Origin of the sequence: Micromonospora sp. DT229 (assembly GCF_049844505.1) — a bacterium.
Lineage (GTDB): Bacteria > Actinomycetota > Actinomycetes > Mycobacteriales > Micromonosporaceae > Micromonospora.
On record NZ_JBNCLD010000006.1, the window covers coordinates 363,893 to 388,613 of the forward strand.

Below are 24,721 nucleotides of genomic sequence, written 5' to 3' on the forward strand. Positions count from 1 at the left end.
GGTCAACCAATGTCGGGGAGAGGTCAGAGCACGATGGTCACGGGCCCGATCACGGCGGATCCCGCCAGCTGCGAGGAGTTCGGCTACGGACTCGGTCGCCCGGACGGCATCCTCGTCCTGCGGTACCGGTCGATGACCCGGTTGGCGTTCGCCGAGAAGCGGGACGACTTCCTGCACCAGCTCTACTGGTCGCCAGACGGGTTGCTCTCCGCCCGCCACGGTCGGCACACCGACCTCGTCGGCCCGGACGAGGTCTTCTGGGCGCAGCGGGCGGTGACCCACGAGGTGCACACGGCGGATCGGCAGACCGTCTACCGGATCTGCCTGCGCGAGGCACCCGCCGCTCTCGACGGGCTGCGGGCCGGTGTCGCCGCCATCGACGCCGAGGCGGCACGGCTCGTACTCGCGCTCAGCACAGCGGGATACGACGAAGGTGACGCCTCCGACGCCCGCCGCCGCATCATGGCCGGACTGACCCCCCGCCCCGCCGACGGTCGGCACGCCGGGGGTCCGGGCGTCGCGGTGACGGTCGCCGCCGCCCTGACCCACGACCCGGGTGACCCCACCGGACTCGCCGAATGGGCCGACCGCCTGCACGTCAGCGTCAAGACGCTGCAACGCGACTTCGCCCGCGAGTTCGGCATGTCGTACTCGCAGTGGCGCACGAAGCTGCGGCTGCGTGCGTCGCTGGCACTGCTGGAGACCCGGCCGGTCGGCGAGGTGGCCCGCCGCATCGGGTACGCCAGCCCGTCCGCCTTCATCTCCGCCTTCGCCCGGGAGTACGGCTACACGCCGGGTCGCGCCGCCACCATGCGGCGCACCGCCGACATCCCCGGATGATCCCGGCTGAGGGCACCACCCGCGGCTACAGCGGCCCCTGGCTGACACCCATCCACCTACGACAAGGGCCGGCCCTCACCCGAAGGCCGGCCCTTGCGCCTGTCACACAGCACGGGACAAGCTCGGCGAGTTACGGAATGAGGTCAACTGGTGCTGGTGGGAACGGTGCCGAGGCTGACCAACCAGGCCCCTCGGTAGACGACGACGGGTTCGCCGGTGCCGTCCCGGCGAGCGATCACCACGACGTCGAGATCTCCCGGCTCTGTCCGGCTTTCGAGCGAGCGCAGCGAGATCAGCAGGTGCTCCTGGTCCGGCGTGAGGATCACGTTGGCGACCCGCTGGTCGGGGCCGGCACCGGTGGGAACCTCGACCCGGCCGCCGGAGCTGTCGGTCACCAGCAGCCGATCCACCCGCTCGCGTCCGCTCTCGGCGAGAAGGGTGTGCAGCACCGCGCCGTCACCGAGGGTCTCTCGGGGGAAGGTTCCAGGCGGGGCGCTGGTGACCGTACCGTCGGGGCTGAGGGTGAGGGTCTGCTTGCCCGGCTCGAACCACAGCGCCGACAACGCGGCTGTGCCGGTCGGCGGGAGTTCGTGCCTCCACACCGTCACCTCCGACGCCTCCGGCGTGTTCGGGTGGAGGATCGCGGTCGCGGTGGAGAGTCGTACCGACCAGGCGCGGCTGGGGCGGGACACCCGTTGGCCGGTGTCCGGACGGGCCTCCAGCTCGACGACCAGGGCGTGGTCGCCGGAAACCGTCGCGGTGACGGTGCCGGTCACCGGCGGCAGCTCCGCCGGCCGGGCGGGCTGCTCGCCGCTCTGCTCGGTGCCGTCGCCGACCACCGGGGTGACCGCGCCCGACGTCAGGTCGAGTACGGAGAGCCGGCCCTTGCCGGAGCGGGTGTCCACCACGATGGCGCGCCGCCCGTCCGGGGCGAAGGCGACCTCGCCGACCGGGGAGAGCAGGTCACGTACCTCCCCCTTCGGGGTGACCAGGCTGATCCGGCGGGTGCCGGGAACGGTCTGGCGTAGCAGGGCGAACCCGTCGCTGGTGAAGGCCCCGGGGAACTCCGCCCCGCTGACCGTCACGGTGGGCCGGGACTGGCCGGTCCTGGTGTCCGCGATGACGAGCTGCCGAGGGTCCTGGCGGGTGAGCGCGGCGAGGTAGCGGCCGTCGGGTGTGGCGGCGATCGGATACGACGGCAGCTCGACGGCCGGGCTCGCCGCCCCGGACGACAGGTCGATCCCGCCGTACCGGCCGCCCTGCCGGTCCTCCCAGATCACCCCACCCCGGTCGGCGATCTTGCAGAAGGCCTCGACCGCCGGTAGCCCGATCCTGCCGTCGCCGGTCACGGTGAGACAACGGGATGCCGTGATCGACAGCGCGGCATCGACACTGAAGGCCCGATCGGCGTACCCGAAATCAGGCAGCGTGACGTCGCGCAGGCTGCCGTCGACGAGCACGGCGTCACGGCGGTCCTCACCCAGCCCTCGGGCGACGGTCGGGAAACGGGGATCACCACCGAGGGCGACCTGGGCGTGCCGCCGGGCGGGCGTCAGGCCGGCGAGGTCGTCGCCGAACCGTTCCAGCGCGAGCAGCCCGGTCACGTCGTCCGTCACGGGAACCGCCAGCACCGCCGGACCGAGCCCACGCACCTCGGCCGGCACCTGCGCCACTCGGACGGGCAACTCGTCCTGTTCCGCTCCGGTGCAGCTCGTGGCCGTGGTCAGCACCAGCAGTGCAAGCGCAATCGACGCAGTCTGGCGGATAACAGTCATCCGGGCATTGTGATCCCCGTCGGCAAGCCCGCCGCTCCCGGGCGGGGCCCGAGGATTCATGCCCGGCACCGACTGCCGTCCGGTATATGGCCGTTTGCGGGGCGGCCCGATCGGCCGACGGCGCGGAATGATGCTCGGCCGCAGGTCGTTGTACATGGCACACCGCGAGGGCTTCCCCCGCCACGCGGTCTCCCGGAACCCCTGGAATGTGGGGCCGCCCGGGATCGTTACATCCCTCGGACGCCCGAGCACCCCGCCGGGTGTTCCTCTTTCCCCTCGCAGCACCGCGAGCCCCGAACCGGGTTGATTCCTGCTGCGTACCCCCGAACGGAAGGTGTGACTCGATCATGCGTACCACCCTCCTGCGTAAGACCGCCCTGACCGTCGCCGCTGCCGCCACCACCGCCGGTGGCATCGCCGGCCCCGCCGTCGCCGCCTACGCGGCCCCCGCGCCGGCCGCCGCCGCTTCGGTGCAGGCCGACCGCAAGTCCGACGACGAGCGCCAGCTCGACGTGCGCTACGAGGCCCAGCCCAACTTCTACTTCTGCGGCCCGGCCGCCGCCCGCAACGCGCTGAGCGTGCAGGGCAAGAACATCGACGTGTACGACATGGCCAAGCGGATGGGTACCACCGAGGCCGGTACCGACTCCATCAACGACATCACCCCGGTGCTGAACAAGGAGACCGGTAAGGACGTCTACAAGTCGGTGGAGATCCGTGACGCCAAGGCCGCCGAGAAGCATGCCGACAAGCTGCGCGAGGACATCGTGCGGACCGTCGACGACGGCCGTGCCGTGGTCGCCAACATCGCCGGCACCGCCACCGACACCGACGGAGTCGTCCACAGCTTCGAGGGCGGGCACTACGTCAGCGTCACCGGCTACGACGACGAGGGCGAGACGGTGACCATCGCCGACTCGGCCGACCCGGCCAAGGCCTCGTACCGGATGGACGTCGACACCCTCGCCGACTGGATCGCCACCCGCGGCTACTCCGCAGCCTCCTGACGATCCGACAACCGAACACTCGAAGGGCCGACCCCTGCTGGGGTCGGCCCTTCGGTCTGCCGCAAACCGGTCGCCGCGGGTGTGTCACCCTCGCTGGATGAACGACCTGATCTTCCGTACGGCGATCCGTGCCGACCTGCCTACGGTGCTCGACCTGCTCGCCGACGACATGCTGGGACGCACCCGGGACGTCGGCGAGGTCGACGCCACCTACGAGCAGGCGTTCGCGGACATCACCGCCGACCCGCGCAACCACCTCGTGGTCGCCGAGGTCGACGGCGAGGTGGTCGGCTGCATGCAGCTCACCTACATCCCCGGGCTCGGTCGGCACGGCGCCGAACGGCAACTGATCGAGTCGGTTCGGGTTCGCTCCGACCAGCGGGGTCGGGGCCTGGGTCGGCTGATGATGACCTGGGCGATCGAGCAGGCACGGCTGCGTGGCTGCGGCCTGGTGCAGCTCACCACCGACAAGAGCCGCCACGACGCGCACCGCTTCTACCTGGGTCTCGGCTTCGTGGCCAGCCACGAGGGCATGAAGCTCAGTCTCTGACGCCGTCGCCGGTCGGCGGGTCGGCCAGCCGGGGGCGCCCCACCTCGCAGTCGAGGACGCTGGCCCAGAAGCTGGTCAGGACCGAAAGGCTCGAACCGTGGGTCAGGCTCCGCGCGGCCCTGCGGATCAGCCAGAAGTCGCCGTCGGGCAGGACGACCGCCCACCCGATCGGCCCGTCCTCCTCGGTCGCCAGGACCAGCAGTACCGGCTGGCTGACCACCTCGATCTCCGGCAGGTCCGCCACCTCCAGGGACTTCAGTCTCCGCTCCCCGCTCACCGGCTGCTGCCCCGGTTACACCGTCCCACCGCGTGACTGGAGCGAAGCCCCACCCTCGTCGGCGACGGCCGCCGCTGAGGCTGGACCCCCGTGGGGGTGTGCCAGGCAGGCGGACCGCCATAGGCACCAGCCCCATCAGAGCAGGTGGACTCCTCCACCACGTCGATCGCTTCGTCCTTCCGCTGAAACCACTTCCACCGACCCACCCCGAACCTCCCAATGCCAGCGACCAATCTCCTTTCGGGCCAGAATCTGCGCGGGGCGATCGGTCGCGCAACATTCCTCGTGAGACAGTCACCTGGAGACGCTCTTTTCGTTTGCCGATGCGCAGGCCGTCTCACGGCAAGCCCGGTGATGTGTCGGCATGAGACAGAGAGGACGACAGATGACCGAAGTCGGCTCCACGGTGCCCCGCCGGGAACTCGGACGGCTACTCCGCCAGACCCGGGAACAGGCCGGAATCGGTTTGGAAGCCGCCGCCTCGGATCTTGAATGGTCGCGGGCCAAGATGTATCGAATCGAATCGGGGCAGACTCCGATCCGTGCGCTGGACGTCGAGCAGATGTGCCGGCTCTACGGCGCCTCGCCGGAGATGTCAGAGGTCCTGGTCAGCCTCGCTAAGGAGTCCAAGAGCAAGGGTTGGTATCACGCCTACGGTGACGTGATCCCCCGATGGTTCCAGCTGTACGTGGGGCTTGAGTCCGCCGCGACCCGCATCCGCACCTACGAGCAGAGCCTGGTTCCTGGGCTGCTACAGACTCCCGAGTACACGACAGCCGTCGCGAAGTGCCGACCGGACATCACCGATGACGAGGTCGCGAAACTCATCGAGTTACGGCTGGAACGACAACGCATTCTCACGAGGCAGCGTCCGGCCGCGCCCACGCTGGACGTGATCCTCGACGAGGGTCTTCTGCACAAGAACGTGCCCGGCATGTCTCGGCAGATCGACAAGCTGATCGAGGCCAGCGAGGCACCCAATGTGACTGTCAGAATCGCTTCGCTTGGCGGCAAGCTCAACCGTGCCGCCGTCGCCGGCAGTTTCGTGATCCTGGACTTCCCCGCCAAAGGTGCTCGATCAGCCGAACCAACTACCGTGTACCACGAAAGTCTCTCCGGCGCGTTGTACCTTGATCGTCTAGATGAGGTCCGAGCGTACGCCGAGGTGTGGAACCAACTCAGCGCAACAGCGCTGAACAGCGAGGAATCCCGCACGCTCCTGCGACGAGTCAAGGAGAGGCATCATGACTGACCTGCGCAGTGCGACCTGGCGCAAGGCCACTTACAGCAGCGACCAGGGGAACTGTGTCGAGGTGGCCGACGATCTTGGTGGCGTCGTGGGGGTGCGGGACAGCAAGGACATCACCGGGCCGGTGCTGCTGTTCGCCCCCACTCAGTGGCGGTCCTTCGTCGAGACCATCAAGGCCGACCGCCTCTCGTAGCCCCCGAGCCGCACCCCGAGCCACCGAGTCCTCCGCACTCCGCAAGATCGCGCTCGATGTGGGATCGAGTGGTCTCGGAGCGAATCAAGGCCACTCGATCCTGGATCGAGCGCGATCTTCAAAGCGGGCCCCACGCGGAAGAAGGGGTGTGTCGGTCAGCGGGGACGGTCGCGGTCCTTGGAGGGTTGGACCCGCTTCGGTTCACCCGGCATCTTCGGATGATCCGGGGGGTAGGGCAGGTCGCCCTCGCCGGCGGCGGCGTCCCGCTCGGCCCACTCCAGCAGCGGGGTGATGTCCCACTCGGTGTCGTCGATGCCGGCGTGCGGGTCACCCTGCTCGGCCAGCCGCTGCGGGACCGTACCCAGGTTGAAGTCGTCCGGGTCGACCTCGGGCAACTCGTCCCAGGTGACCGGGGTGGAGACGGTGGCCCGGGCGTTGGCCCGCAGCGAGTACGCGCAGGCGATGGTGCGGTCCCGGGCCATCTGATTGAAGTCGACGAAGACCCGTTCGCCGCGTTCCTCCTTCCACCAGGCGGTGGTGACCAGGTCGGGGCGGCGGCGGGCCAGCTCCCGGGCCAGGGCGATGGTGGCCCGGCGTACCTCGACGAAGGTCCACCGTGGCTGGATGCGCAGGTAGACGTGGACTCCCCGCCCGCCGGAGGTCTTCGGCCAACCGGGCACGCCCAGCTCGTCGAGGATGGCCCGCAACTCGGCGGCGGCGGTTACGGCGTGGGCGAAGTCGGTGCCGGGCTGCGGGTCGAGGTCGATCCGCAGCTCGTCGGGGCGGTCCGGGTCGGCGGCACGCACCGGCCACGGGTGGAACACGACAGTGCCCATCTGCGCCGCCCAGGCCACATGGGCCAGATCCGCCGGGCAGAGCTCCGCGGCCGTACGCCCACTGGGGAAGGTGATCTCGCTGGTCCGCACCCAGGGCGGCACCCCCCGGGTCGGCACCCGCTTGGAGAAGAAGGCCTCCCCCTCGATGCCGTCCGGGAAGCGTTGCAGGGTGGTCGGCCGTTCGCGCAGGGCACGCATGATGCCCTCGCCCACCGCCAGGTAGTAGCCGAAGACGTCGGCCTTGGTGAAGCCGCGCTTCGGAAAGATCACCCGGTCCGGGCTGGACAGCCGTACGGTGTGTCCGGCGACCTCGATCTCCTGGACCGCCGCCTTCGTGCCTGCCATTTCGCGACCATATGCGATGGGTCCGACGTTCGACGTACCGTTGACGGGTGAGTCTTCCCGACAGTGAACTGCCCCGCACCGAGGACGAGTGGCGGGTCCGGCTCAGCCCCGAGGAGTTCCGGGTGCTGCGCGAGCACGGCACGGAGCCCGCCTGGACCGGCGAGTACGTCGACACCAAGACCCCCGGCATGTACCACTGCCGGGCCTGCGGTGCCGAGTTGTACCCCAGTGACACCAAGTTCGACTCGCACTGCGGGTGGCCGAGCTTCGACGACGCCATCCCGGGTGCGATCAAGGAGATCGAGGACAACTCCCTGGGTATGCGGCGCACCGAGATCCGCTGCGGCCGCTGCGACAGCCACCTGGGGCACGTCTTCCGGGGCGAGGGCTTCACCCCGAAGAACACCCGCCACTGCGTGAACTCGCTGTCGATCCGCCTGGACCCCAGCACCTCCTGACCCGGTCAGGCCGCCGCCGGGTGGGTGGCCAGCATCGTGACCTGGGCGGTACGGGACTGCTCGATGCGTCGGGCCAGGTCGCGTACCCCCTTCTCGGTGCCGGCCGCCCGGTGGGCGCGGGCCAGGTCGGCGGCGGCCCGCTGGTGGGCACCGAGCACCTCGATCAACACCTTGTCGACCTCGCCGTCCTCGGCGTCGCGCAGCCGGGCCAACTGGTCCGGGCCGGCGCCGTGGCCGGTGTGGTCGTCGGCGCGGGCGCTGCGTCCGGCCTGCGCCAACCAGCGGCGTACGGTGGCCAGTTCGTCGGCCTCGGTCACCTCGATGGCGGCGACCAGGGTACGCAGTTTCGGGTCGGTCAGCCGGTCGTGCACCAGCCGGACGATCCGCAGGGTCTGCTCGGTGTGCCCGGCCGTCATCGACAGGTACAGCAGGTCGACGCCGGTCATGTCGGTGGCCGTCGGGGCACCGGGACCATCCGGCCCGGGTGCGTCGCGGGCGGGTGACGCCGCCCGGCCAGCGGTGTCGGCCGCCGAGGCGGAGGAAGTCGCGGTCGGCGGTGCCGACCCGCCGCCGGGCTGCTCGCCGCCACAGCCGGTGGCCGACAGCACGAGGGTCAGGGTCAGCGCCGCCCGGAGCAGGGCCGAGGGCAGGTGCGGCCTTGACCGGCCGCACCTGCCACTGCTCAGACCAGGGTCCACAGCGCTGGTACGTTCGGCGGCTCCCAACCGGCGATCGCGGTGTGCGCCTGCCGGCACCGGTACGCCCGACCGCCGTAGGTGACCTGGTCACCGACGGCGTACGCGCGGCCGGCGGTCCAGGTGCCCCCTGCCGGCGGGTTGGTGGTCGGGGCCGGGCTGGGCGACGGCGGCGGGGTGGTCGGGCCCGGGGTGGTCGGAGTCGGGCCCGGTGGTGGGGTGCCGCCACCGCCGATCTGCAGATCTATGCAGGAGTAGAAGGCGTTGGCGGTGTCGGCGATGTTCCAGACGGCCAGCACCTTCTGGCGACCGGAGTAGCCGGACAGGTTGACGCTGTGCGAGACCGTGGGGCCCGGCTGGCGTCCGCCGCCGCTGAACACGGCGACCCGGGTGTTGCCGATGAAGTACTCCCAGTCGCGGGTGGCGTGCATCGCGGTGTTCACCCAGGTGAAGGTGACCGTGGTGCCGACCGAGGTGGCGGGCCAGCCCCGGCTGTCGTCGTTGAGGACGGCGAAGTGGGAGATGTTGGCGTGGCAGGTACGCAGCCCCTTGGGGCCTTCGACACTCTGCGGCTCCCAGCGGATCTGCCCGCAGTCGGGCACCCGGTTCTGGGCGCAGAGAGCCTGCCGGCTGGGCGGTGACGAGACGTAACCGTGGGCCTGGGCCGGGGTGGCGACGGCCAGGGTGGAGATCATGGCGCCGGTCGTGGCCAGGGCGAGGGTGAGTCTTCGACGCATGGCGGCACTCCTTCTCGGCGTGTTGCCTGGTGAGGTGCCACCAACATAATTTAAACATTGTTAACAGTAAAGACTGCTATCAATAAAAGGGGCTCACAGCATCAGCAGGCCACCCTGGTCGTCGACCCGGTCGGCGGACTCGTCGTCGAACCACAGCCCACCGGTGGCCAGGTAGCGGAAGCGGTGCCGCCCCGGCCCCAGTCGTACGGTCACCGTCCGGGTGCCGTCACGCCGGGCCACCAGCACGTGCTCACCGGGCCGCCAGCCGTTGAAGGACCCGACCACGCTGACCGTGCCGGGCGGGGTGTCCCGGGGGAGGCAGAAGGTGACCCGGGTCTGACTGCCGAACAGCCGGTTGCGCTTGATCATTGTTCCTCCCGGTTCGGATGCTCCACCGAAAGGCGGCGGCCGGGCCGCCGCCTCCGGCCAGGTCACTGGGTACAACGGCGCACCCGTGACCGGCGACACGCCGCCCCGTACGGGTGTCGTGCGCCGGTTCCCACCGGCCCGGCCGCCGACCTGCCGCACCCTGGGCAGGACACCGGCTAGCGAAGGGATGTGCGTCGTGGCGACGTGCGAGGTCTGCGGAAACGACTACTGGTTGGCCTTCGAGGTACGCACCGTCAGCGGCGACGTGCACACCTTCGACAGCTTCGAGTGCGCCGCGCACAAGCTGGCCCCGATCTGTGAACACTGCCAGGTGAAGATCGTCGGGCACGGCGTGGAGGTGTCCGGACGCTTCTTCTGCTGCGGCCACTGCGCCCGAGCGGTCGAGGCCGAGCACGGCGCCCAGATCCGCGACGCGGTAGGCGCCCGCCCCGCCTGACCGACACCCGCCCCGCCGCCCCGAGCACCCGAGCGAACGGGCACCTGCGACAGTAGAGGGCCGGGCGACGCCCTAACCTGGGCCGATGCCGAGCACGCAACTACGGATCGCCGGCTTCGCCGATCTGGACGCCCGCACCTTCCACGACCTGGTGCGGCTGCGCATCGACGTGTTCGTGGTCGAGCAGGAGTGCGCGTACCCGGAACTCGATGGACGCGACCTCGAACCCGGCACCCGACACCTCTGGCTGGCGCGCGACGGCGCCGTCCTGGCGTACCTGCGGATTCTGGCCGACCCCGACGGGGTGGCCCGGATCGGTCGGGTGGTGGTGGCGCCCTCGGCACGCGGCGCCGGGTATGCCGGGCGGTTGCTGGCCGCGGCGCTGGCGGAGATCGGCGACCTGCCGTGCGTGCTGGAGGCCCAGTCTCACCTGGTCGACTTCTACGCCCGACGCGGGTTCACCGTCAGTGGCCCGGAGTACGTCGAGGACGGCATCCCGCACACCCCGATGCGCCGCGACCCCTGAGAGCCGACCAGGGTGATTGACGGATGGCGATGTTTTGTGACATTCTTCCGCACGGAGCCACACCGCAGTGCCACGCGGACCGGCGCGGGAGAGGCAACTCCCGGGCGTTCGGGCGATGTCGCAATCCGACGACTCCCCCTGGGGGCTCCATCCATGTCCAGAATGCTCAAACCCGCCAGGCTGGCCGGCCTGCTCGCCACCGCGGCAGCCGCCACCCTGCTCGTCTCCGCCGCCTTGGTCAACTCCGCCTCCGCACACGGCTCGGTCGTCAACCCCGGAGCCCGCGCCTACAGCTGCTGGGAGCGCTGGGGTGGCGACCACATGAACCCTCGGATGGCCACCGAGGACCCGATGTGTTGGCAGGCCTGGCAGGCCAACCCGCAGGCCATGTGGAACTGGAACGGCCAGTTCCGTGAGGGCGTTGGCGGCAACCACCAGGCCGCCATCCCGGACGGCCAGCTCTGCTCGGGCGGCCGCGCCGAGGGTGGGCGCTACAACGCCCTGGACACCGTCGGCGCCTGGCGGACCACCCAGGTCTCCAACAGCTTCCGGCTGAAGTTCTTCGACCAGGCCAGCCACGGGGCCGACTACATCCGGGTGTACGCCACCCGGCAGGGCTTCGACGCGCTGACCAAGCCGCTGGCCTGGTCCGACCTGGAACTCGTCGGGCAGATCGGCAACACGCCGGCCTCCCAGTGGCAGCGTGAGGTCGACGGCGTCTCCATCGAGATCCCGGTGAACGCGCCGGGCCGCAGCGGCCGGCACATCATCTACACCATCTGGCAGGCCAGCCACTTCGACCAGTCGTACTACCACTGCAGCGACGTGCAGTTCGGTGGCAGCACCAACCCGCCGCCCACCACGCCGCCGCCGACCACTCCCCCGCCCACGACCCCGCCGCCCACCACTCCGCCGCCCACCACTCCGCCGCCGGCGGCGGGTGCCTGCTCGGCGACGTACCAGGTGACCAACACCTGGTCCGGTGGCTTCCAGGGTGAGGTGACGGTGACCGCGGGCAACGCGGCGATCCGCGGCTGGCGAGTGACCTGGACGTACGCCAACGGCCAGCAGGTCAGCCAGGCCTGGAACGCCACGCTCAGCTCCAGCGGATCCACGGTGACCGCCACAAATGTCGGCTACAACGGCAGCCTCGGCTCGGGAGCCAGCACCACCTTCGGCTTCCTGGCCTCCGGCTCCGGTGCCAGCGCACCCACGCTGACCTGTACGGCCACCGCCTGATCCCGGGTGGGGCCGCGTCCATCTCCCTCGGGCGCGACCCCACCCGGCTGGCCGACGGGCCGACGCTGACGCGTCGGCCCGTCGGCACCGGTGAGTTAACAGGGGGCCCTTGCTATGCACGAGGCGTTAACAAGGTGCCCTTCCTTTCACGCCAGGGCGGTGACGATGTCGGCGATGGAGCGACGGCGGCCGGTGTAGAAGGGCACTTCCTCGCGTACGTGCAGCCGGGCCCGGGAGGCGCGCAGGTCCCGCATCAGGTCCACGATCCGGTGCAGTTCGTCGGCCTCGAAGGCCAGCATCCACTCGTAGTCGCCGAGGGCGAACGAGGCCACCGTGTTGGCGCGTACGTCCGGGTAGCCCCGGGCCATCTGGCCGTGCTCGGCGAGCAGTTCCCGCCGCTCGGCGTCCGGCAGCAGGTACCAGTCGTACGAGCGGACGAAGGGGTAGACGCACAGGTAGGCGCGGGCCTGCTCACCGGCGAGGAAGGCCGGGATGTGGCTCTTGTTGAACTCGGCCGGCCGGTGCAGCGCCATCTGCGACCAGACCGGGGTCATCGCCCGCCCCAGGGTGGTACGCCGGAACCGCAGGTAGGCGTCCTGGAGGGCGTCGCTGGACGAGGAGTGCCACCAGATCATCAGGTCGGCGTCGGCGCGCAGCCCGGCCACGTCGTACGTGCCCCGGACCACCACGTCCTTGCCGGCCAGTTCCTCGATCAGGGACTCGACCTCGCCGGTGACGTTGTCGCGCAGCGAGGGCAGCGGTGCGCTGGCCCGGAACACCGACCACATGGTGTAGCGGATGGTGGAGTTGAGTTCATTCAGGCGGGCCGCGTTGCTCTGCTCGGTCATCTCGCCGATCCTCCCAATGCTGTGATGATCTCCTCGGCCGCTGTCTCGCCGGAGCGGATGCAGACCGGGATGCCCACCCCGTCGTAGCCGGCTCCGGCCAGGGTCAACGTCGGATGCGCCGCCCGCAGGACGGCCCGCGCGGCCGCGATCCGGTCCAGGTGGCCCGGGGTGTACTGCGGCAGCGCACCGCCCCAACGCTGCACATGCCCGGCGATCGGGGCGGGCAGCGGGGTGCCGATCACGGCGGAGACCTCCCGGTGCACGGTGGCGGCCAGGTCCTCGTCGGGGCGCTGGAGTTGGGCCTCGTCGCCGTAGCGGCCCACCGAGGCACGTACCAGGGCCACCCCGTCGTCCCGCCGCAGGTGCCCCCATTTGGTGGTGAAGAAGGTGGATGCCTTGATCAGCAGTCCCTCGGTGCTGGGCACCAGGAAACCGGAGAGCTGCGGCAGGGTCGCCTCGGGCAGGGCCAGGGTGACCAGGGCGACGCTGGCGTAGTCCAGTCCGCCGATGCTCCCCGCGACCGCCTCGGCGACCTCGGTCAGCAGTCGGGCCGCCGGTCGGGCCGGTACCGCCAGCACCACCGCGTCGACCTCGACGTGCTCCGGGTCGCGGGTCGGTCCGACCGTGAGCCGCCAGCCGGTGCCGGTGGGGGTCAGCTCCCGTACCGCCGCGTTGGTGCGGATGGTGGCCCCGCTGGCCGTGGCCGCGGCCTCGACCAGGGTGCTCAGCCCGCCGTCGAGGGTGCCGAAGACCGGTTCGCCGGTGGCCCGGGGTGCGGCGGCCTGCGCGGTCCGGACCGCGTCGAGCAGGGTGTGTCGGGTGCGGGCGGCGCGGGCCAGGGCGGGCATGGTGGTGACCAGGGAGAGATCGTCGGCCCGGCCGGCGTACACGCCGCCGAGCATCGGGTCGACCAGTCGGTCGACCACCTCGTCGCCGAACCGGGCCCGGACCAGTGCGCCGACGGAGATGTCCTCGGTGGCACCCAGCAGCGGGGCACCGCCGTCGCGGTCGGCCTCCGGCGTCGGCCGGGCCACCGTCGCCACCTTGTCCAGATCCCCGGGTACGCCGACAAGCGTCCCGCCGGGGATCGGCCGCAACCCGCCGTCGACGGCCAGGGCCGCCTGCCCGACGGTGGGGTGCACGATCCGCGCCCCCAGCCCGAGGCGGTGGATCAGGCGTACCGCCGCCGACTCTCCGCCGGCCGGGTCGCGCATCAGGAAGGACTCCGCGCCGAACTCCACCGGCCCGCCGGCCAGCTCACCGGTACGCAGCTTGCCGCCGAGCAGGCCGGACTGCTCGTACACGGTGATCTCCGTGTCGGCGGGAGCCTGGTCGCGCAACCGGACCGCGGCGGCCAGCCCGGCGATGCCGCCGCCGACCACGGCCACCCGCCAGCGCGTCGTCATGGCGGTCAGGCCCCCTCGGCGGGCCGGGCGGACAGTTCGTGCACCAGGGCGACCACCCGGGTGAGCACCTCCGGGTCGGTCTCCGGCAACACCCCGTGCCCCAGGTTGAACACGTGCCCCGGCGCGGCCCGACCCTGGTCGAGGATGCGGCGCACCTCGGCCTCGATGACCGGCCAGGGGGCGAACAGCAGGCACGGGTCCAGGTTGCCCTGCACGGCCTTGTCGGGCCCGATCCGGCGGGTCGCGACGTCCAGCGGGGTACGCCAGTCGACCCCGACCACGTCGGCCCCGGCCTCACCCATCGCGCCGAGCAGTTCGGCGGTGCCCACCCCGAAGTGGATCCGGGGCACCCCCGCCTCGGCCAGCCCGGAGAGCACGGCGGTCGAGTGCGGCAGCACGAACCGGCGGTAGTCGGCCTCGGAGAGCGCCCCGGCCCAGGAGTCGAAGAGCTGCACCGCGCTGACGCCGGCGGCGATCTGCACCCGCAGGAACGCCAGGGTCACCTCGGCGAGCCGCCCGGCCAGGGCGTGCCACAGCTCGGGGTCGCCGTACATCAGGGCCTTCGTCTTGACGTGGTTCCGCGACGGCCCGCCCTCGACCAGGTAGCTGGCCAGGGTGAACGGCGCACCGGCGAAGCCGATCAGCGGGGTGTCGCCCAGCTCCTTGACCAGCATCCGGACCGCCTCGTCGACGTACGGGACGTCGTCGCGGTCGATCAGCCGGATCCGCTGCACGTCGGCGGCGGTACGCACCGGCTCGGCCACCACCGGTCCGGTGCCCGGCACGATGTCCAGGTCGATCCCGGCGGCGGCGACCGGGACCACGATGTCGCTGAACAGGATCGCCGCGTCCACCCCGTGCCGGCGTACCGGCTGGAGGGTGATCTCGGTGACCAGGTCGGGTCGGCGGCAGGACTCCAGCATCGCCACGTTGGCCCGGATCTCGCGGTACTCCGGCAGCGACCGACCGGCCTGGCGCATGAACCAGACCGGAGTGTGCGGGACGGGCCGACGACGACACGCCCGCACGAAGGGCGAGTCGGCGGGCCCGCCGGGGCGGGAGGCGTCGTCTCGGGCAGCGGCGCCCGTGGTGTCGGTGGTCATCGCGGCAATCGTGCCACGCTCCGGGTGACCGCTATCGGGCGGTCGCAGAGTTTGGCTGGTTTGAATAAATTGCGCCAACGAAGTGCGTCGATAGATCCGCAGGGCGCGACCCGCAGCCTGGACGGCCGGGGCAGCGGCTCCGGTTCGTGATCGTCGGCGCGCCGTCCGGGCGCAGCGACCGACAGCGGCTTAGGCTGCGGACATGGCCCCCCCGATCGCGCTTCCGGACACCTTCGCCCGCGCGGTCGCCGGGCTCCGGTCGGCGACGCCCCGGCCGGAGATCCACCTGGAGGAGGTCGGTGCACCCCAGCGGCTCGCGCCGTACGCCTTCGCGCTGTCCGCCTCGGTGCTGCGCGACGGTGACGAGGTGGCCGCCGGGCGACTGATCCTCCTGCACGACCCGGCCGGGCACGAGGCCTGGCAGGGCACTCTGCGCCTGGTCACCTACGTGACGGCCGAGTTGGAAGACGACCTGGCTGCGGACCCACTGCTGCCGGGGGTCGGCTGGACCTGGCTCACCGATGCCCTCGACGCCCAGCAGGCGGGTTACCGGGCGATCGGCGGGACGATCACCCAGACGATGTCGAACCGGTTCGGGGATCTGGCCGGCCCTCCGGCGACCGCCGACATCGAGATCCGCGCCTCGTGGACTCCGACCGATGCCGACCTCACCGCCCATCTGTACGCCTGGTGCACCCTGCTCGCCTCCACCGCCGGCCTGCCGCCACCCGGGGTGACCGCCCTGCCGGAGCGCCGGGCCGCCACGGCCGGCTGAGTCGACCCGGCCGACTGAGTCGACACGCGGCGGGGGCGGGTGCGCGCGGTGTGTTCCGCTTCCGCACTAGGGTTGTCAGGTGACCGACGAACCACCCCTGCGCCGTCGGGCCGCCGCAAGCCGTACGGGAAACGACATCGAGACCCCGCCGTCGGCCCGGCCGGAGCCGTCGGACGCGGGGACCGAACCCACCGGCAACGAGTCCGTGCCGCTGACCGCCCCACGTGAGGGCACCCCTGAGCCGGTGACCGTGCCGGAGCAACTGGCCGAGGTGGTGGCCCGATTCGCGGGCGGCAGCGGGCCGGTGGCCCTGGACGCCGAACGCGCCTCGGGCTACCGCTACAGCCAGCGGGCCTACCTCGTGCAGTTGCGGCGCAGCGGCGCTGGTACCGCCCTGATCGACCCCCTGCCCCTGCCCGACCTGAGTGCCCTGGACGCCGCGATCGCGGACACCGAGTGGGTGTTGCACGCGGCCAACCAGGATCTGCCCTGCCTCGCCGAACTCGGGCTGCGCCCGCGTCGGCTGTTCGACACCGAGTTGGCCGCCCGGCTGGCCGGATTCGAGCGGGTGGGGCTGGCCGCCCTCACCGAGCATCTGCTCGGCTACAGCCTGGAGAAGCACCATTCGGCGGCGGACTGGTCCAGCCGGCCGTTGCCGGAGTCCTGGCTGACCTACGCCGCCCTGGACGTGGAACTGCTGACCGATCTGCGCGACGCCCTGGACGCGGAACTGACCCGGCAGGGCAAGTCGCAGTGGGCGGCGGAGGAGTTCGCCGCCCTGGTGCAGGCCGGTACCCGCCCGCCCCGAGTACGCGCCGAGCCCTGGCGCCGCACCTCCGGCATCCACCGGGTACGCGGTGCGCGGGCGCAGGCCCGGGTCCGGTCCCTGTGGTACGCCCGCGACCAGATCGCGGCCCGCCGGGACTCGGCCCCGGGTCGGGTGCTGCCCGACTCGGCCATCGTGGCGGCGGCCGAACTGGACCCCAAGGACGAGAAGACCCTGCTCACCCTGCCCGGGTTCGGTGGCCGGTCGGTACGCCGGCTGGCCCGGACCTGGCTGGCGGCGCTGGAGGACGCCCGGCAGTTGCCGGACGAGGATCTGCCGGCGGCACCGACCGTGGAGGGCCCACCCCCGCCGCACCGCTGGGCCGAACGGGACCCGGCCGCCGCCGCCCGGCTGGCCCGCAGCCGCGAGGTGGTCCTGCGGGTGGCCGGAGAGCACAATCTGCCGCCGGAGAACCTGATCTCCCCCGACTCGATCCGCCGACTCGCCTGGCAACCCCCGGAGGAGATCACCGAAGCCACGGTCGCGGACGCCCTGCGCGCCCTCCACGCCCGCGAATGGCAGATCACCCTCCTCCTCCCCGCCCTGGCCGAAGCCCTCCTCCCCACCTGACCCCTCCCCCTTTCTCTGTTGATCAAGAGGTTTGCGTCAACGACACGCCGTACGCAGACGCAAACCTCTTGATCAACGGGGTGAAGGGCAGGGTGGGCGGCGGGTGGGGTGAGTGTGGGCTGGGCCACAGGGTGGGGTGGGGCGGGGATAGTTACTGACGGGTAGCATTCGGGGAAATGCCAGTGCCGGCTAGGAGGCTCCAGTGCCCCGTGAAGTTCGGGATGTCGTCTTCGTCGACGGCGTCCGTACCCCCTTCGGTAAGGCGGGTGGCATGTACGCCAACACCCGCGCCGACGACCTGGTGATTCGATGCATCCGGGAGTTGCTGCGCCGCAACCCGCAACTGCCGCCGGAGCGGGTCGAGGAGGTGGCCATCGCCGCCACCACCCAGATCGGTGACCAGGGACTGACCATCGGCCGTACCGCCGCCCTGCTGTCGGGCCTGCCCAAGACCGTTCCCGGCTTCGCCATCGACCGGATGTGCGCCGGGGCGATGACCGCCGTGACCACCGTCGCCAGCGGCATCGCCGTGGGCGCGTACGACGTGGCGATCGCCGGCGGTGTCGAGCACATGGGCCGCCACCCGATGGGCGAGGGCGTAGACCCCAACCCGCGCATCGTCGCCGAGAAGCTCGTCGACCCGTCCGCGCTGGTCATGGGCGCCACCGCGGAGAACCTGCACGACCGGCTGCCGCACATCACCAAGGAGCGCACGGACGCCTTCGCGCTCGCCTCGCAGCAGAAGACCGCCAAGGCGTACGCCAACGGCAAGCTCCAGGACGACCTGGTGCCGGTGGCCATCCGGGACGAGGAAGGCGGCTGGGGCCTGGCCACGGCCGACGAGGCCCCCCGGGACACCTCGCTGGAGAAGCTGGGCAGCCTCAAGACCCCCTTCCGGCCGCACGGCAAGGTCACCGCGGGCAACGCCGCCGGCCTGAACGACGGCGCCACCGCCAGCCTGCTGGTCGCCGAGGACGTCGCCCGCGAGCTGGGCCTGCCGATCGCCATGCGCCTGGTGTCGTACGGCTTCGTCGGTGTCGAACCCGAGGTGATGGGGGTAGGCCCGATCCCCTCGACGGAGAAGGCCCTGCGCATCGCCGGGCTGACCATCGACGACATCGGCCTGTTCGAGCTGAACGAGGCCTTCGCCGTGCAGGTGCTCGCCTTCCTGGACCACTTCGGCATCGCCGACGACGACCCGCGGGTCAACCAGTGGGGCGGCGCGATCGCCATCGGTCACCCGCTGGCCTCCTCGGGCGTACGGCTGATGACCCAGCTCGCCCGGCAGTTCGCCGAGCACCCCGAGGTCCGCTACGGCCTCACCGCCATGTGCATCGGCATCGGCATGGGCGGCACCGTGATCTGGGAGAACCCGCACTGGGAGGGTGGAGACAAGTGAGCCTCACCGCACCGAACGAGGTGGTCACCCGGGCCCTGCTGCGCCAGGTGAACGTACCGGGGCTGGACCGCCCGGCCGCCCTGATCACCCTCGACAACGGATTCGACCACACCAAGCCGAACACCTTCGGCCCCGGCGGACTGGCCAGCCTGGACGAGGCGATCAGCGCCGCCCTGGCCGCCGAGCCGGCGTTCATCGCGGTCACCGGCAAGCCGTACATCTTCTGTGTCGGCGCGGACATCACCAACCTGCCGCTGCTGGCCGACCGGGAGCAGGCGCTGGCCATCGGGCAGCTGGGCCACCGGGTCTTCGCCCGGCTCAAGGACAGCCAGATCCCGACCTTCGCCTTCGTCAACGGCGCGGCGATGGGCGGCGGCCTGGAACTGGCCCTGCACTGCCACTACCGGACCCTGTCCGCCGGTGCCGCAGCCCTGGCGCTGCCGGAGGTCTCCCTGGGTCTGATCCCGGGCTGGGGTGGCACCCAGTTGCTGCCGAACCTGATCGGCATCCCGGCGGCCACCCAGGTGATCATCCAGAACCCGCTGATGCAGAACAAGATGCTCAAGCCCAAGCAGGCCGCTGAGCTGGGCATCGCCGATGTGCTGCTGGAGCCGGCCGACTTCGTGGAGCGGTCCCTGGAATGGGCCGCCGGAGTCGTCCGGGGCGAGGTCACCGTGACCCGGCCCGAGGTCGACAAGGACATGTGGGCCGGGGTGCTCTACTTCGCCCGGCAGACCCTCGACCAGCGGCTGCACGGCGCGGTCCCGTCCGCGTACAAGGCGTTGGATCTGCTGGAGACGGCGAAGGACGCCGACTTCGCCACCGGCACCGCCGCCGAGGACGAGGCCCTGGCCGACCTGATCTTCTCCGAGGAGTTGCGCAGCGGCCTGTACGCCTTCGACCTGGTGCAGCGGCGGGCCAAGCGCCCGGCCGGGGCACCGGACAAGGGCCTGGCCCGCCCGGTGACCAAGGTGGGCATCGTCGGCGCCGGCCTGATGGCCAGCCAACTGGCGTTGCTGTTCGCCCGCCGCCTCCAGGTGCCGGTCGTCATGACCGACCTGGACCAGGCCCGGGTGGACAAGGGTGTGGGCTACGTGCACACCCAGATCGAGAAGCAGGTCAGCAAGGGCCGGATGGACAAGGGTACGGCCGCCAAGCTGTACGGCCTGGTCAGCGGCTCGGTTGACAAGTCGGCGTTCGCCGACGCGGACTTCGTCATCGAGGCGGTCTTCGAGGACCTGAACGTCAAGAAGCAGGTCTGGGCCGAGCTGGAGAAGATCGTCAAGCCGGAGGCGGTGCTGGCGACGAACACCTCCTCGCTGTCCATCACGGCGATGGCGGCGGAGCTGGAGCACCCGGAGCGGGTGGTCGGCTTCCACTTCTTCAACCCGGTCGCCGTCCTGCCGCTGCTGGAGATCATCCGGGGCGAGCGGACCGACGACGCCACCCTGGCCACCGCCTTCGCGGTCGGCAAGCAGCTGAAGAAGTCCTCCGTGCTGGTCGCGGACGCACCGGCCTTCGTGGTCAACCGGCTGCTCACCCGCTTCCTCGGGTCGATCTTCGCTGCGGTGGACGCGGGCACCCCGCTGGAGGTGGCCAACCGCGCGGTGGACCCGCTGGGTCTGCCGATGCGTCCGCTGGCCCTGCTCCAACTGGTCGGCCCGGCCGTGGCGTACCACGTGGGCGGCACCCTGCACGCCGCCTTCCCGGACCGCTTCGGCCTGAGCGAGAACCTCAAGCGGATCGCCGACTCCGGTCAGCCGATCGTCGTCGACGACGAGATCAACACCGAGGTGGCGAAACTTCTGGTGGTCGGTGACCAGCCGCTCACCGAGGATGAGGTACGCCGTAACGCGCTGGACGCGCTGGCGCAGGAGATCCGGCTGATGCTCGACGAGGGTGTCGTGGCACAGGCGCAGGACATCGACCTGTGCATGATCCTCGGTGCCGGTTGGCCGTTCCACCTGGGCGGCGTCACGCCGTACCTGGACCGGACCGGCACCAGCGAGCGGGTGACCGGCCAGCGGTTCCTGCCGCCGGGAGTGGCCAGCCTGGCCGGCTGACCCACACCCGAGAACACCGGATCGCGGTGGTCGCCCGTCTGGGCGGCCACCGCGATCTCGTTCTGGTGGCTCCTGCGACGCGAATCTGAGGGCCGTACCGCAGTTTCCTGAGAATTCACTGAGTGGCCAACGACTCAATTATCGACACCCAGAGAAACCGCTTGAACACTCTCCGATCAGGTCCGCCGTCAACCACTTTCCACCGATGGACACAGACCTCGGATCCGCCTCGATACCCTCACTTGCACCTCCAGAAACATAGATGTGACATCGATCACAGCATATGCAGCTCGGGTAGTCGGTCTGCATATTCGCAGTACCTTGGGGGTAGTTGACCTCGCATGAGAGCAGGACAATCACCCAGGGTAACGGATGGATGACATGACGAATCTGGTGGAAGCACCGGCTTATCAACGCAAGAGGCTGAGCCGTCTGCTCATGCGTACGCGACGAACGACCGGGCTTACCCAGCAGCAGGTTGCGGCCGAATTGCGCTGGTCCCAGTCAAAGGTGACTCGGATCGAGAGCGGCGATGTTGGGATTTCTCATACCGACCTACTCGCCCTCCTGTCTCTCTATCGAGTCGCCGACGATGTCACCGTCGGCGAGTGCACGAGAATGGCGGACATCGCCCGACGACCAAGCCTCCCCCAGATGAGCAACGTCCATTCGAAAGCCTTCCGCGAATACCTCGAAAACGAACAGATCGCACAGACACTGCACTCCTTCGAGCCCTTCTACGTACCCGGACTCTTGCAGACGCCGAGGTATCGGATCGCAGTGCTCGAAAGCGACTACCAGTTTCCGCTCCTCAGTCCCGAAGAACAGGAAGAACTGAAACAGCGCATATCCCAGAAAGTCGAGGTGATGCTCTGGCGCCAACGAGTTCTAACCAGTGAGGGCTCCCTGGCAAAAGCAAATTTCATCGTGGACGAGGCGGTGATTCGACGCATGGTCGGCGCGGAGGTCGGTGACACCAGCATCATGCGGGAGCAGCTCATGCACCTGAAGGCAGTAGCGAAGAACCCCAAGGTTGATCTTCGGGTGGTCCCGTTCAGTAGCGGCGCGCACCTCGGGATGGGACAGTCCTCGTACGTTCTCCTGGAGTTCTCCAACATCGACGATCCGACTCTTCTCTACGAGGAGAGTGCCACCGGTGAACTCACCACCCGAGAAGACGAGGAACGCATCAAGGCCGTCGGATCATCATTCGAGAGTCTCCAATCCCGTGCCGTCACGGGCGCCGCCCTCCAAAACCTGCTAGACGACGCCCTCGCCGCCCTGTAGACGACCCAGAAACCCCCCGACGCCGGCAACCAGCTAGGCGACTTGGCCCAGACCCGAGGAGGTAACCATGGCCCGCACGTTCGCGCTCATGACGAGGTACGGCTTGTGGCTTATCATCCGGTCCGGGATCCTCCACCGAGCGGTGACGCCACGTGGCCGAGTCTGACCGCGATCTGCCGTTGCCAGAAGGCATTCATAATCCGCATTCAGGCTCGCCGGACAACCCACCCGTCGGGCTACTTCGCGAGGTTCTCCGCAATCGCGAAATGCTCACCCATGCCATGGTCCTGGTTGCATTCTTCTCATGCCTGATCGGTGTGGGCTGGGCATCTTTTACGGAGAGCATGCTTGGCTTCTCGATATTCTTCCCGGCCGCCATAGCCCTTCTCGTCTGGGCGATGAGGAAACCGCGCCGCAAGCGGAGCCCTATGGGCGATGACGTCTCCGTGCATCCGCGATAGCGGACAGGACCGGGTCAGCGATAACACCGGCGATAACACCGACAACAATCATCATCACGACGAGGGTCGCGTTTCGCGCGGCCCCACTGTCGCTGAACAGCATGCCGCCAATGCCTTTGCCAGCTGTTACGGCCACCACCCCTGCGCAGACGGCATAGAGGGCCAGCCGGAGCGGTGACACCGGCTCGTCGTCGACGGGTGGGTCAGCGTCATGCCTGCGTTGACGACGACCTCCGGGTAATGACTCCGGACGTAAACGCGCCGGCTTGTCTAAGGAATCACCGCCCGGCACCACTACCTCCTCGCACGACTCCCCCGTTCCCGATTGCCGCACTGGTCAGGCGACCCGAGCGAGATCAACCGGAACGCAGCATACCCGTGCACACCTCTCGCATCCCTGCCTTGGACGCACACTGGTCCATTCAGACAGGCTAGCCTGTGCATCGAAAAGTATCTACACTCTGGGGCGCCGCAGGATCGGGCACGCTCATCGCCCCGCAACCGTGGTGAGAGGTGCCCGCCACCAACGGAGGAGGATCGTTGGGCGACGTTGCTACACCGGTATCGTGGCACAAGAGTTCCCGCAGCTGCCAAGGAAACTGCGTGGAGGTCGCGAGCTCAAAGAGCTTCGTCCTGGTTCGAGACAGCAAGGATCCCGATGGCCCGGCATTGCTGATCAGCCGGTCTGCGTGGGACGCGTTCCTCACTGGAGTACCGGCTCGCTAGCCTTCAGGCACGGCAGGAGCCGTCAGACGCGTCTGCCCGGCCCTCGAAGGGACCGGGCAGATCTGCGCCCACGAACTCTCGATGCCCCGATCAGCCCTTGCTGACGGCACGCCGCCGGATCCGCCGACGAACCGAGCGGTACACCTTGACGGTCGCTGGGACCGCAGTGGCCAAGAAGCCCACCAGCGCCGTCAAGAACTTGAGGGCGACGGTGGCGGACGGCAGCCAGCTCAGAGCCGGCGTGGAATCCACCGCCAGGAGCCAGTGAATGAGGGTGACGGCCATTGGCTTGGCACCTTCCTGTGATCTCGTTCCCGCAGGTAGCGCGAATTGAGATCTACGTTGAGGCTGTCCCGAATGCCCAGCAATAGGGGTGGACAAAAGCGGCCGTAAATGGTCACGCCGGGCCGATTAGAGGACGTCCTGCGGCCGTCCCAACCCGATAACAGTCGCCATTGAGACACTTTGCGGCCGTCCCGGGACGGACTGGCGCCGTCTACTGTCAACGGGACACACCGCAGGACATTGCGGGACAACCTTGCAACGACCCTGATGAGCAGCGATTTCATGGTGACGGAATCAGTGACCCAGTCAGCCGCACGCAGCGAACTCCGGCGACTACTTCGCGATCTGGTAACCGAAACCGGCAAATCGCTACGGACGGTCGCGAAAGAGAACGAAGGCAATCCGGGCCTGTCCAGTTCGAACATCAGCCGCTACCTCGGCGACAGCGCCAGTTCCAACATCCCGCGACGTTTTGTTGTGGCTATCGCCGCTGCCTGCGGGGCATCCAAGGACGAGGAAGAGGCGCTGCTCACGGTGTGGCGGCGGACATGGCGCAGCGACGCCGACAGAGCCGAGCCAGGTCGGGATACAGACAAGGCCGAGCCAGGTCAGGACACCCACGAAGCCGGGCCGGATTGGGACACCGGCGAAGATGCTGTCCAGTCGAGCCCGCCGCCGGACCCGGAGCACCTCAGGACTATCGAGTTGATGGTGAGTGTGGCCCATTCGCTCGATGAGGCAAACGGTGGGCTGCACGCGGCCCGGCGACTGTACGAACGCGCACGTGCCGCCCGCTCCGCCCTGCTCGGCCCTGATGCCCCCGCCACCCTTGTGGCCGCCCACAACCTCGGCACGGTGCTCGCCCAACTCGGCGAGGCTCGGGCGGCCTGCGTGATCCTGTCCGAGACCTATGAGGCGCGCCGACGAACCCTCGGCCCGGACGCGCCCGCCACCCTCAAGACACTGGACCACTTCGCGACCGCCAAGGCAGGTATGGGCGAGTTCGAGACCGCCATCGAACTTCTCGAGCGGTCGCTTTCTGCCCGCCGACCGAAGTCCAGCCCTGGCCATCTCCAGTATGCCGACACGGTCATCAGACTGTTGGCCGTGTCGAAGCGAGCGGACGACCACGAACGAGTCCGGAAGCTCTCGAAAGAGCTGGAATCCATTCGGCGAGAGGACCCGCCGAGGCAGGCTGGCAACCCCACCGACGACCAGCAGCCTTAGCTACCTGGCTCAACCCTGCCCTGACGTTCCGAGACTGCACACTTTGTCATAGGCAGGGCGTCTTCGCGGGGGGGGCCCCCCAAGGGGGCCCCCCCCCGCGGGGGGGGGGGGGGGGGCGCGCCGGGCCGCAGTTCCTTGCGGTGTCCGCCGTTACCGGGTGCAGTACGGGGTGGCGGTCCGCGGGGCGGGCTG

The 24,721-nt window shown here is 69.8% G+C and carries 27 protein-coding genes; 17 read left to right on the forward strand and 10 right to left on the reverse strand.

The window, feature by feature from the left end; all coding sequences use genetic code 11:
- Window positions 1–33 precede the first annotated feature (33 nt).
- Window positions 34–840, forward strand: a complete 807-nt coding sequence (locus tag ACLQ2T_RS12820) for a helix-turn-helix domain-containing protein (protein WP_425766238.1) — start codon at window positions 34–36, stop codon at window positions 838–840.
- A 143-nt stretch (window positions 841–983) separates the two neighbouring features.
- On the opposite strand, the gene ACLQ2T_RS12825 is transcribed toward ACLQ2T_RS12820, so the two are convergent.
- Window positions 984–2,615, reverse strand: coding sequence for a TolB family protein (locus ACLQ2T_RS12825; protein ID WP_425766239.1), 1,632 nt, complete (start codon window positions 2,613–2,615; stop codon window positions 984–986).
- A gap of 347 nt (window positions 2,616–2,962) precedes the next feature.
- Here ACLQ2T_RS12825 and ACLQ2T_RS12830 point away from each other — a divergent pair, with 347 nt between their 5' ends.
- Window positions 2,963–3,622: a C39 family peptidase gene (locus tag ACLQ2T_RS12830; protein WP_425766241.1), complete on the forward strand. Its 660-nt coding sequence runs from the start codon at window positions 2,963–2,965 to the stop codon at window positions 3,620–3,622.
- Window positions 3,623–3,719: 97 nt separating this feature from the next.
- Window positions 3,720–4,172, forward strand: coding sequence for a GNAT family N-acetyltransferase (locus tag ACLQ2T_RS12835; RefSeq protein WP_425766242.1), 453 nt, complete (start codon window positions 3,720–3,722; stop codon window positions 4,170–4,172).
- Here the strand turns inward: ACLQ2T_RS12835 and ACLQ2T_RS12840 are convergent.
- On the reverse strand, window positions 4,162–4,449 hold the full coding sequence (locus tag ACLQ2T_RS12840; RefSeq protein WP_425766243.1) for a hypothetical protein: 288 nt from the start codon (window positions 4,447–4,449) through the stop codon (window positions 4,162–4,164). The genes ACLQ2T_RS12835 and ACLQ2T_RS12840 overlap by 11 nt on opposite strands.
- 385 nt (window positions 4,450–4,834) lie before the next feature.
- Here ACLQ2T_RS12840 and ACLQ2T_RS12845 point away from each other — a divergent pair, with 385 nt between their 5' ends.
- Together ACLQ2T_RS12845 and ACLQ2T_RS12850 are read left to right on the forward strand one after the other, a co-directional pair.
- Window positions 4,835–5,701, forward strand: coding sequence for a helix-turn-helix domain-containing protein (locus ACLQ2T_RS12845; RefSeq protein ID WP_425766244.1), 867 nt, complete (start codon window positions 4,835–4,837; stop codon window positions 5,699–5,701).
- Complete coding sequence (locus tag ACLQ2T_RS12850; protein ID WP_425766245.1) at window positions 5,694–5,891, forward strand: DUF397 domain-containing protein; 198 nt, start codon at window positions 5,694–5,696, stop codon at window positions 5,889–5,891. Before ACLQ2T_RS12845 ends, ACLQ2T_RS12850 begins: the two co-directional genes overlap by 8 nt.
- A gap of 155 nt (window positions 5,892–6,046) precedes the next feature.
- On the opposite strand, the gene ligD is transcribed toward ACLQ2T_RS12850, so the two are convergent.
- Entirely contained in the window at window positions 6,047–7,072 is a 1,026-nt protein-coding gene (gene ligD / locus ACLQ2T_RS12855; RefSeq protein ID WP_425766246.1) for a non-homologous end-joining DNA ligase, read from the reverse strand.
- A gap of 47 nt (window positions 7,073–7,119) precedes the next feature.
- On the opposite strand from ligD, the gene msrB reads away from it, so the two are divergent.
- Window positions 7,120–7,530, forward strand: a complete 411-nt coding sequence (gene msrB, locus ACLQ2T_RS12860; RefSeq protein WP_425766247.1) for a peptide-methionine (R)-S-oxide reductase MsrB — start codon at window positions 7,120–7,122, stop codon at window positions 7,528–7,530.
- Window positions 7,531–7,535: 5 nt separating this feature from the next.
- On the opposite strand, the gene ACLQ2T_RS12865 is transcribed toward msrB, so the two are convergent.
- The 3 genes from ACLQ2T_RS12865 to ACLQ2T_RS12875 all read right to left on the reverse strand — a co-directional run bounded on the left by ACLQ2T_RS12865 (window position 7,536) and on the right by ACLQ2T_RS12875 (window position 9,331).
- Entirely contained in the window at window positions 7,536–8,228 is a 693-nt protein-coding gene (locus ACLQ2T_RS12865) for a DUF305 domain-containing protein (RefSeq protein ID WP_425766249.1), read from the reverse strand.
- Window positions 8,213–8,962 carry a lytic polysaccharide monooxygenase gene (locus tag ACLQ2T_RS12870; protein ID WP_425766251.1) on the reverse strand — a complete coding sequence of 250 codons (750 nt, stop codon included), beginning with the start codon at window positions 8,960–8,962 and terminating at the stop codon, window positions 8,213–8,215. The genes ACLQ2T_RS12865 and ACLQ2T_RS12870 overlap by 16 nt, the downstream gene beginning before the upstream one ends.
- A gap of 93 nt (window positions 8,963–9,055) precedes the next feature.
- The gene (locus tag ACLQ2T_RS12875; protein WP_425766252.1) at window positions 9,056–9,331 is read right to left on the reverse strand and encodes an isoamylase early set domain-containing protein; all 276 of its coding nucleotides are present in this window, start codon (window positions 9,329–9,331) and stop codon (window positions 9,056–9,058) included.
- Between the two features lie 196 nt (window positions 9,332–9,527).
- Here ACLQ2T_RS12875 and ACLQ2T_RS12880 point away from each other — a divergent pair, with 196 nt between their 5' ends.
- The 3 genes from ACLQ2T_RS12880 (at window position 9,528) to ACLQ2T_RS12890 (ending at window position 11,553) form a co-directional block, all read left to right on the forward strand.
- The gene (locus ACLQ2T_RS12880) at window positions 9,528–9,788 is read left to right on the forward strand and encodes a Prokaryotic metallothionein (RefSeq protein WP_327022058.1); all 261 of its coding nucleotides are present in this window, start codon (window positions 9,528–9,530) and stop codon (window positions 9,786–9,788) included.
- Between the two features lie 85 nt (window positions 9,789–9,873).
- The gene (locus tag ACLQ2T_RS12885; protein ID WP_425766253.1) at window positions 9,874–10,314 is read left to right on the forward strand and encodes a GNAT family N-acetyltransferase; all 441 of its coding nucleotides are present in this window, start codon (window positions 9,874–9,876) and stop codon (window positions 10,312–10,314) included.
- A gap of 162 nt (window positions 10,315–10,476) precedes the next feature.
- Window positions 10,477–11,553: a lytic polysaccharide monooxygenase auxiliary activity family 9 protein gene (locus ACLQ2T_RS12890; RefSeq protein ID WP_425766288.1), complete on the forward strand. Its 1,077-nt coding sequence runs from the start codon at window positions 10,477–10,479 to the stop codon at window positions 11,551–11,553.
- A gap of 146 nt (window positions 11,554–11,699) precedes the next feature.
- Here the strand turns inward: ACLQ2T_RS12890 and hemQ are convergent, their stop codons facing one another.
- Genes hemQ through hemE form a run of 3 tightly spaced genes read right to left on the reverse strand, consistent with a single transcriptional unit; the run spans window position 11,700 to window position 14,910 of the window.
- A complete protein-coding gene (hemQ, locus tag ACLQ2T_RS12895; RefSeq protein WP_425766254.1) occupies window positions 11,700–12,401 on the reverse strand; it encodes a hydrogen peroxide-dependent heme synthase in 702 nt (233 codons plus the stop codon).
- Complete coding sequence (hemG, locus tag ACLQ2T_RS12900; RefSeq protein WP_425766255.1) at window positions 12,398–13,807, reverse strand: protoporphyrinogen oxidase; 1,410 nt, start codon at window positions 13,805–13,807, stop codon at window positions 12,398–12,400. Before hemG ends, hemQ begins: the two co-directional genes overlap by 4 nt.
- 5 nt (window positions 13,808–13,812) lie before the next feature.
- Complete coding sequence (hemE, locus tag ACLQ2T_RS12905) at window positions 13,813–14,910, reverse strand: uroporphyrinogen decarboxylase (protein ID WP_425766257.1); 1,098 nt, start codon at window positions 14,908–14,910, stop codon at window positions 13,813–13,815.
- 202 nt (window positions 14,911–15,112) lie between these two features.
- Between hemE and ACLQ2T_RS12910 the strand changes: the two genes are divergently transcribed.
- From ACLQ2T_RS12910 to ACLQ2T_RS12940, 7 genes are all read left to right on the forward strand, one after another.
- The gene (locus tag ACLQ2T_RS12910; RefSeq protein WP_425766258.1) at window positions 15,113–15,685 is read left to right on the forward strand and encodes a DUF3000 domain-containing protein; all 573 of its coding nucleotides are present in this window, start codon (window positions 15,113–15,115) and stop codon (window positions 15,683–15,685) included.
- A gap of 79 nt (window positions 15,686–15,764) precedes the next feature.
- Window positions 15,765–17,081 (forward strand): ribonuclease D, encoded by a 1,317-nt coding sequence (locus tag ACLQ2T_RS12915; protein WP_425766259.1) that lies wholly within the window; start codon window positions 15,765–15,767, stop codon window positions 17,079–17,081.
- 202 nt (window positions 17,082–17,283) lie between these two features.
- Window positions 17,284–18,480 (forward strand): thiolase family protein, encoded by a 1,197-nt coding sequence (locus ACLQ2T_RS12920; RefSeq protein ID WP_425766261.1) that lies wholly within the window; start codon window positions 17,284–17,286, stop codon window positions 18,478–18,480.
- On the forward strand, window positions 18,477–20,543 hold the full coding sequence (locus tag ACLQ2T_RS12925) for a 3-hydroxyacyl-CoA dehydrogenase NAD-binding domain-containing protein (RefSeq protein WP_425766262.1): 2,067 nt from the start codon (window positions 18,477–18,479) through the stop codon (window positions 20,541–20,543). The genes ACLQ2T_RS12920 and ACLQ2T_RS12925 overlap by 4 nt, the downstream gene beginning before the upstream one ends.
- A gap of 381 nt (window positions 20,544–20,924) precedes the next feature.
- On the forward strand, window positions 20,925–21,830 hold the full coding sequence (locus ACLQ2T_RS12930) for a helix-turn-helix domain-containing protein (RefSeq protein ID WP_425766263.1): 906 nt from the start codon (window positions 20,925–20,927) through the stop codon (window positions 21,828–21,830).
- A 152-nt stretch (window positions 21,831–21,982) separates the two neighbouring features.
- Complete coding sequence (locus ACLQ2T_RS12935) at window positions 21,983–22,291, forward strand: hypothetical protein (RefSeq protein ID WP_425766264.1); 309 nt, start codon at window positions 21,983–21,985, stop codon at window positions 22,289–22,291.
- 513 nt (window positions 22,292–22,804) lie between these two features.
- Window positions 22,805–23,017, forward strand: a complete 213-nt coding sequence (locus ACLQ2T_RS12940) for a DUF397 domain-containing protein (protein WP_425766265.1) — start codon at window positions 22,805–22,807, stop codon at window positions 23,015–23,017.
- A 90-nt stretch (window positions 23,018–23,107) separates the two neighbouring features.
- Here the strand turns inward: ACLQ2T_RS12940 and ACLQ2T_RS12945 are convergent, their stop codons facing one another.
- The gene (locus ACLQ2T_RS12945; RefSeq protein WP_425766266.1) at window positions 23,108–23,302 is read right to left on the reverse strand and encodes a hypothetical protein; all 195 of its coding nucleotides are present in this window, start codon (window positions 23,300–23,302) and stop codon (window positions 23,108–23,110) included.
- A gap of 267 nt (window positions 23,303–23,569) precedes the next feature.
- Between ACLQ2T_RS12945 and ACLQ2T_RS12950 the strand changes: the two genes are divergently transcribed.
- Window positions 23,570–24,529, forward strand: coding sequence for a tetratricopeptide repeat protein (locus ACLQ2T_RS12950; RefSeq protein WP_425766267.1), 960 nt, complete (start codon window positions 23,570–23,572; stop codon window positions 24,527–24,529).
- Window positions 24,530–24,721 lie beyond the last annotated feature (192 nt).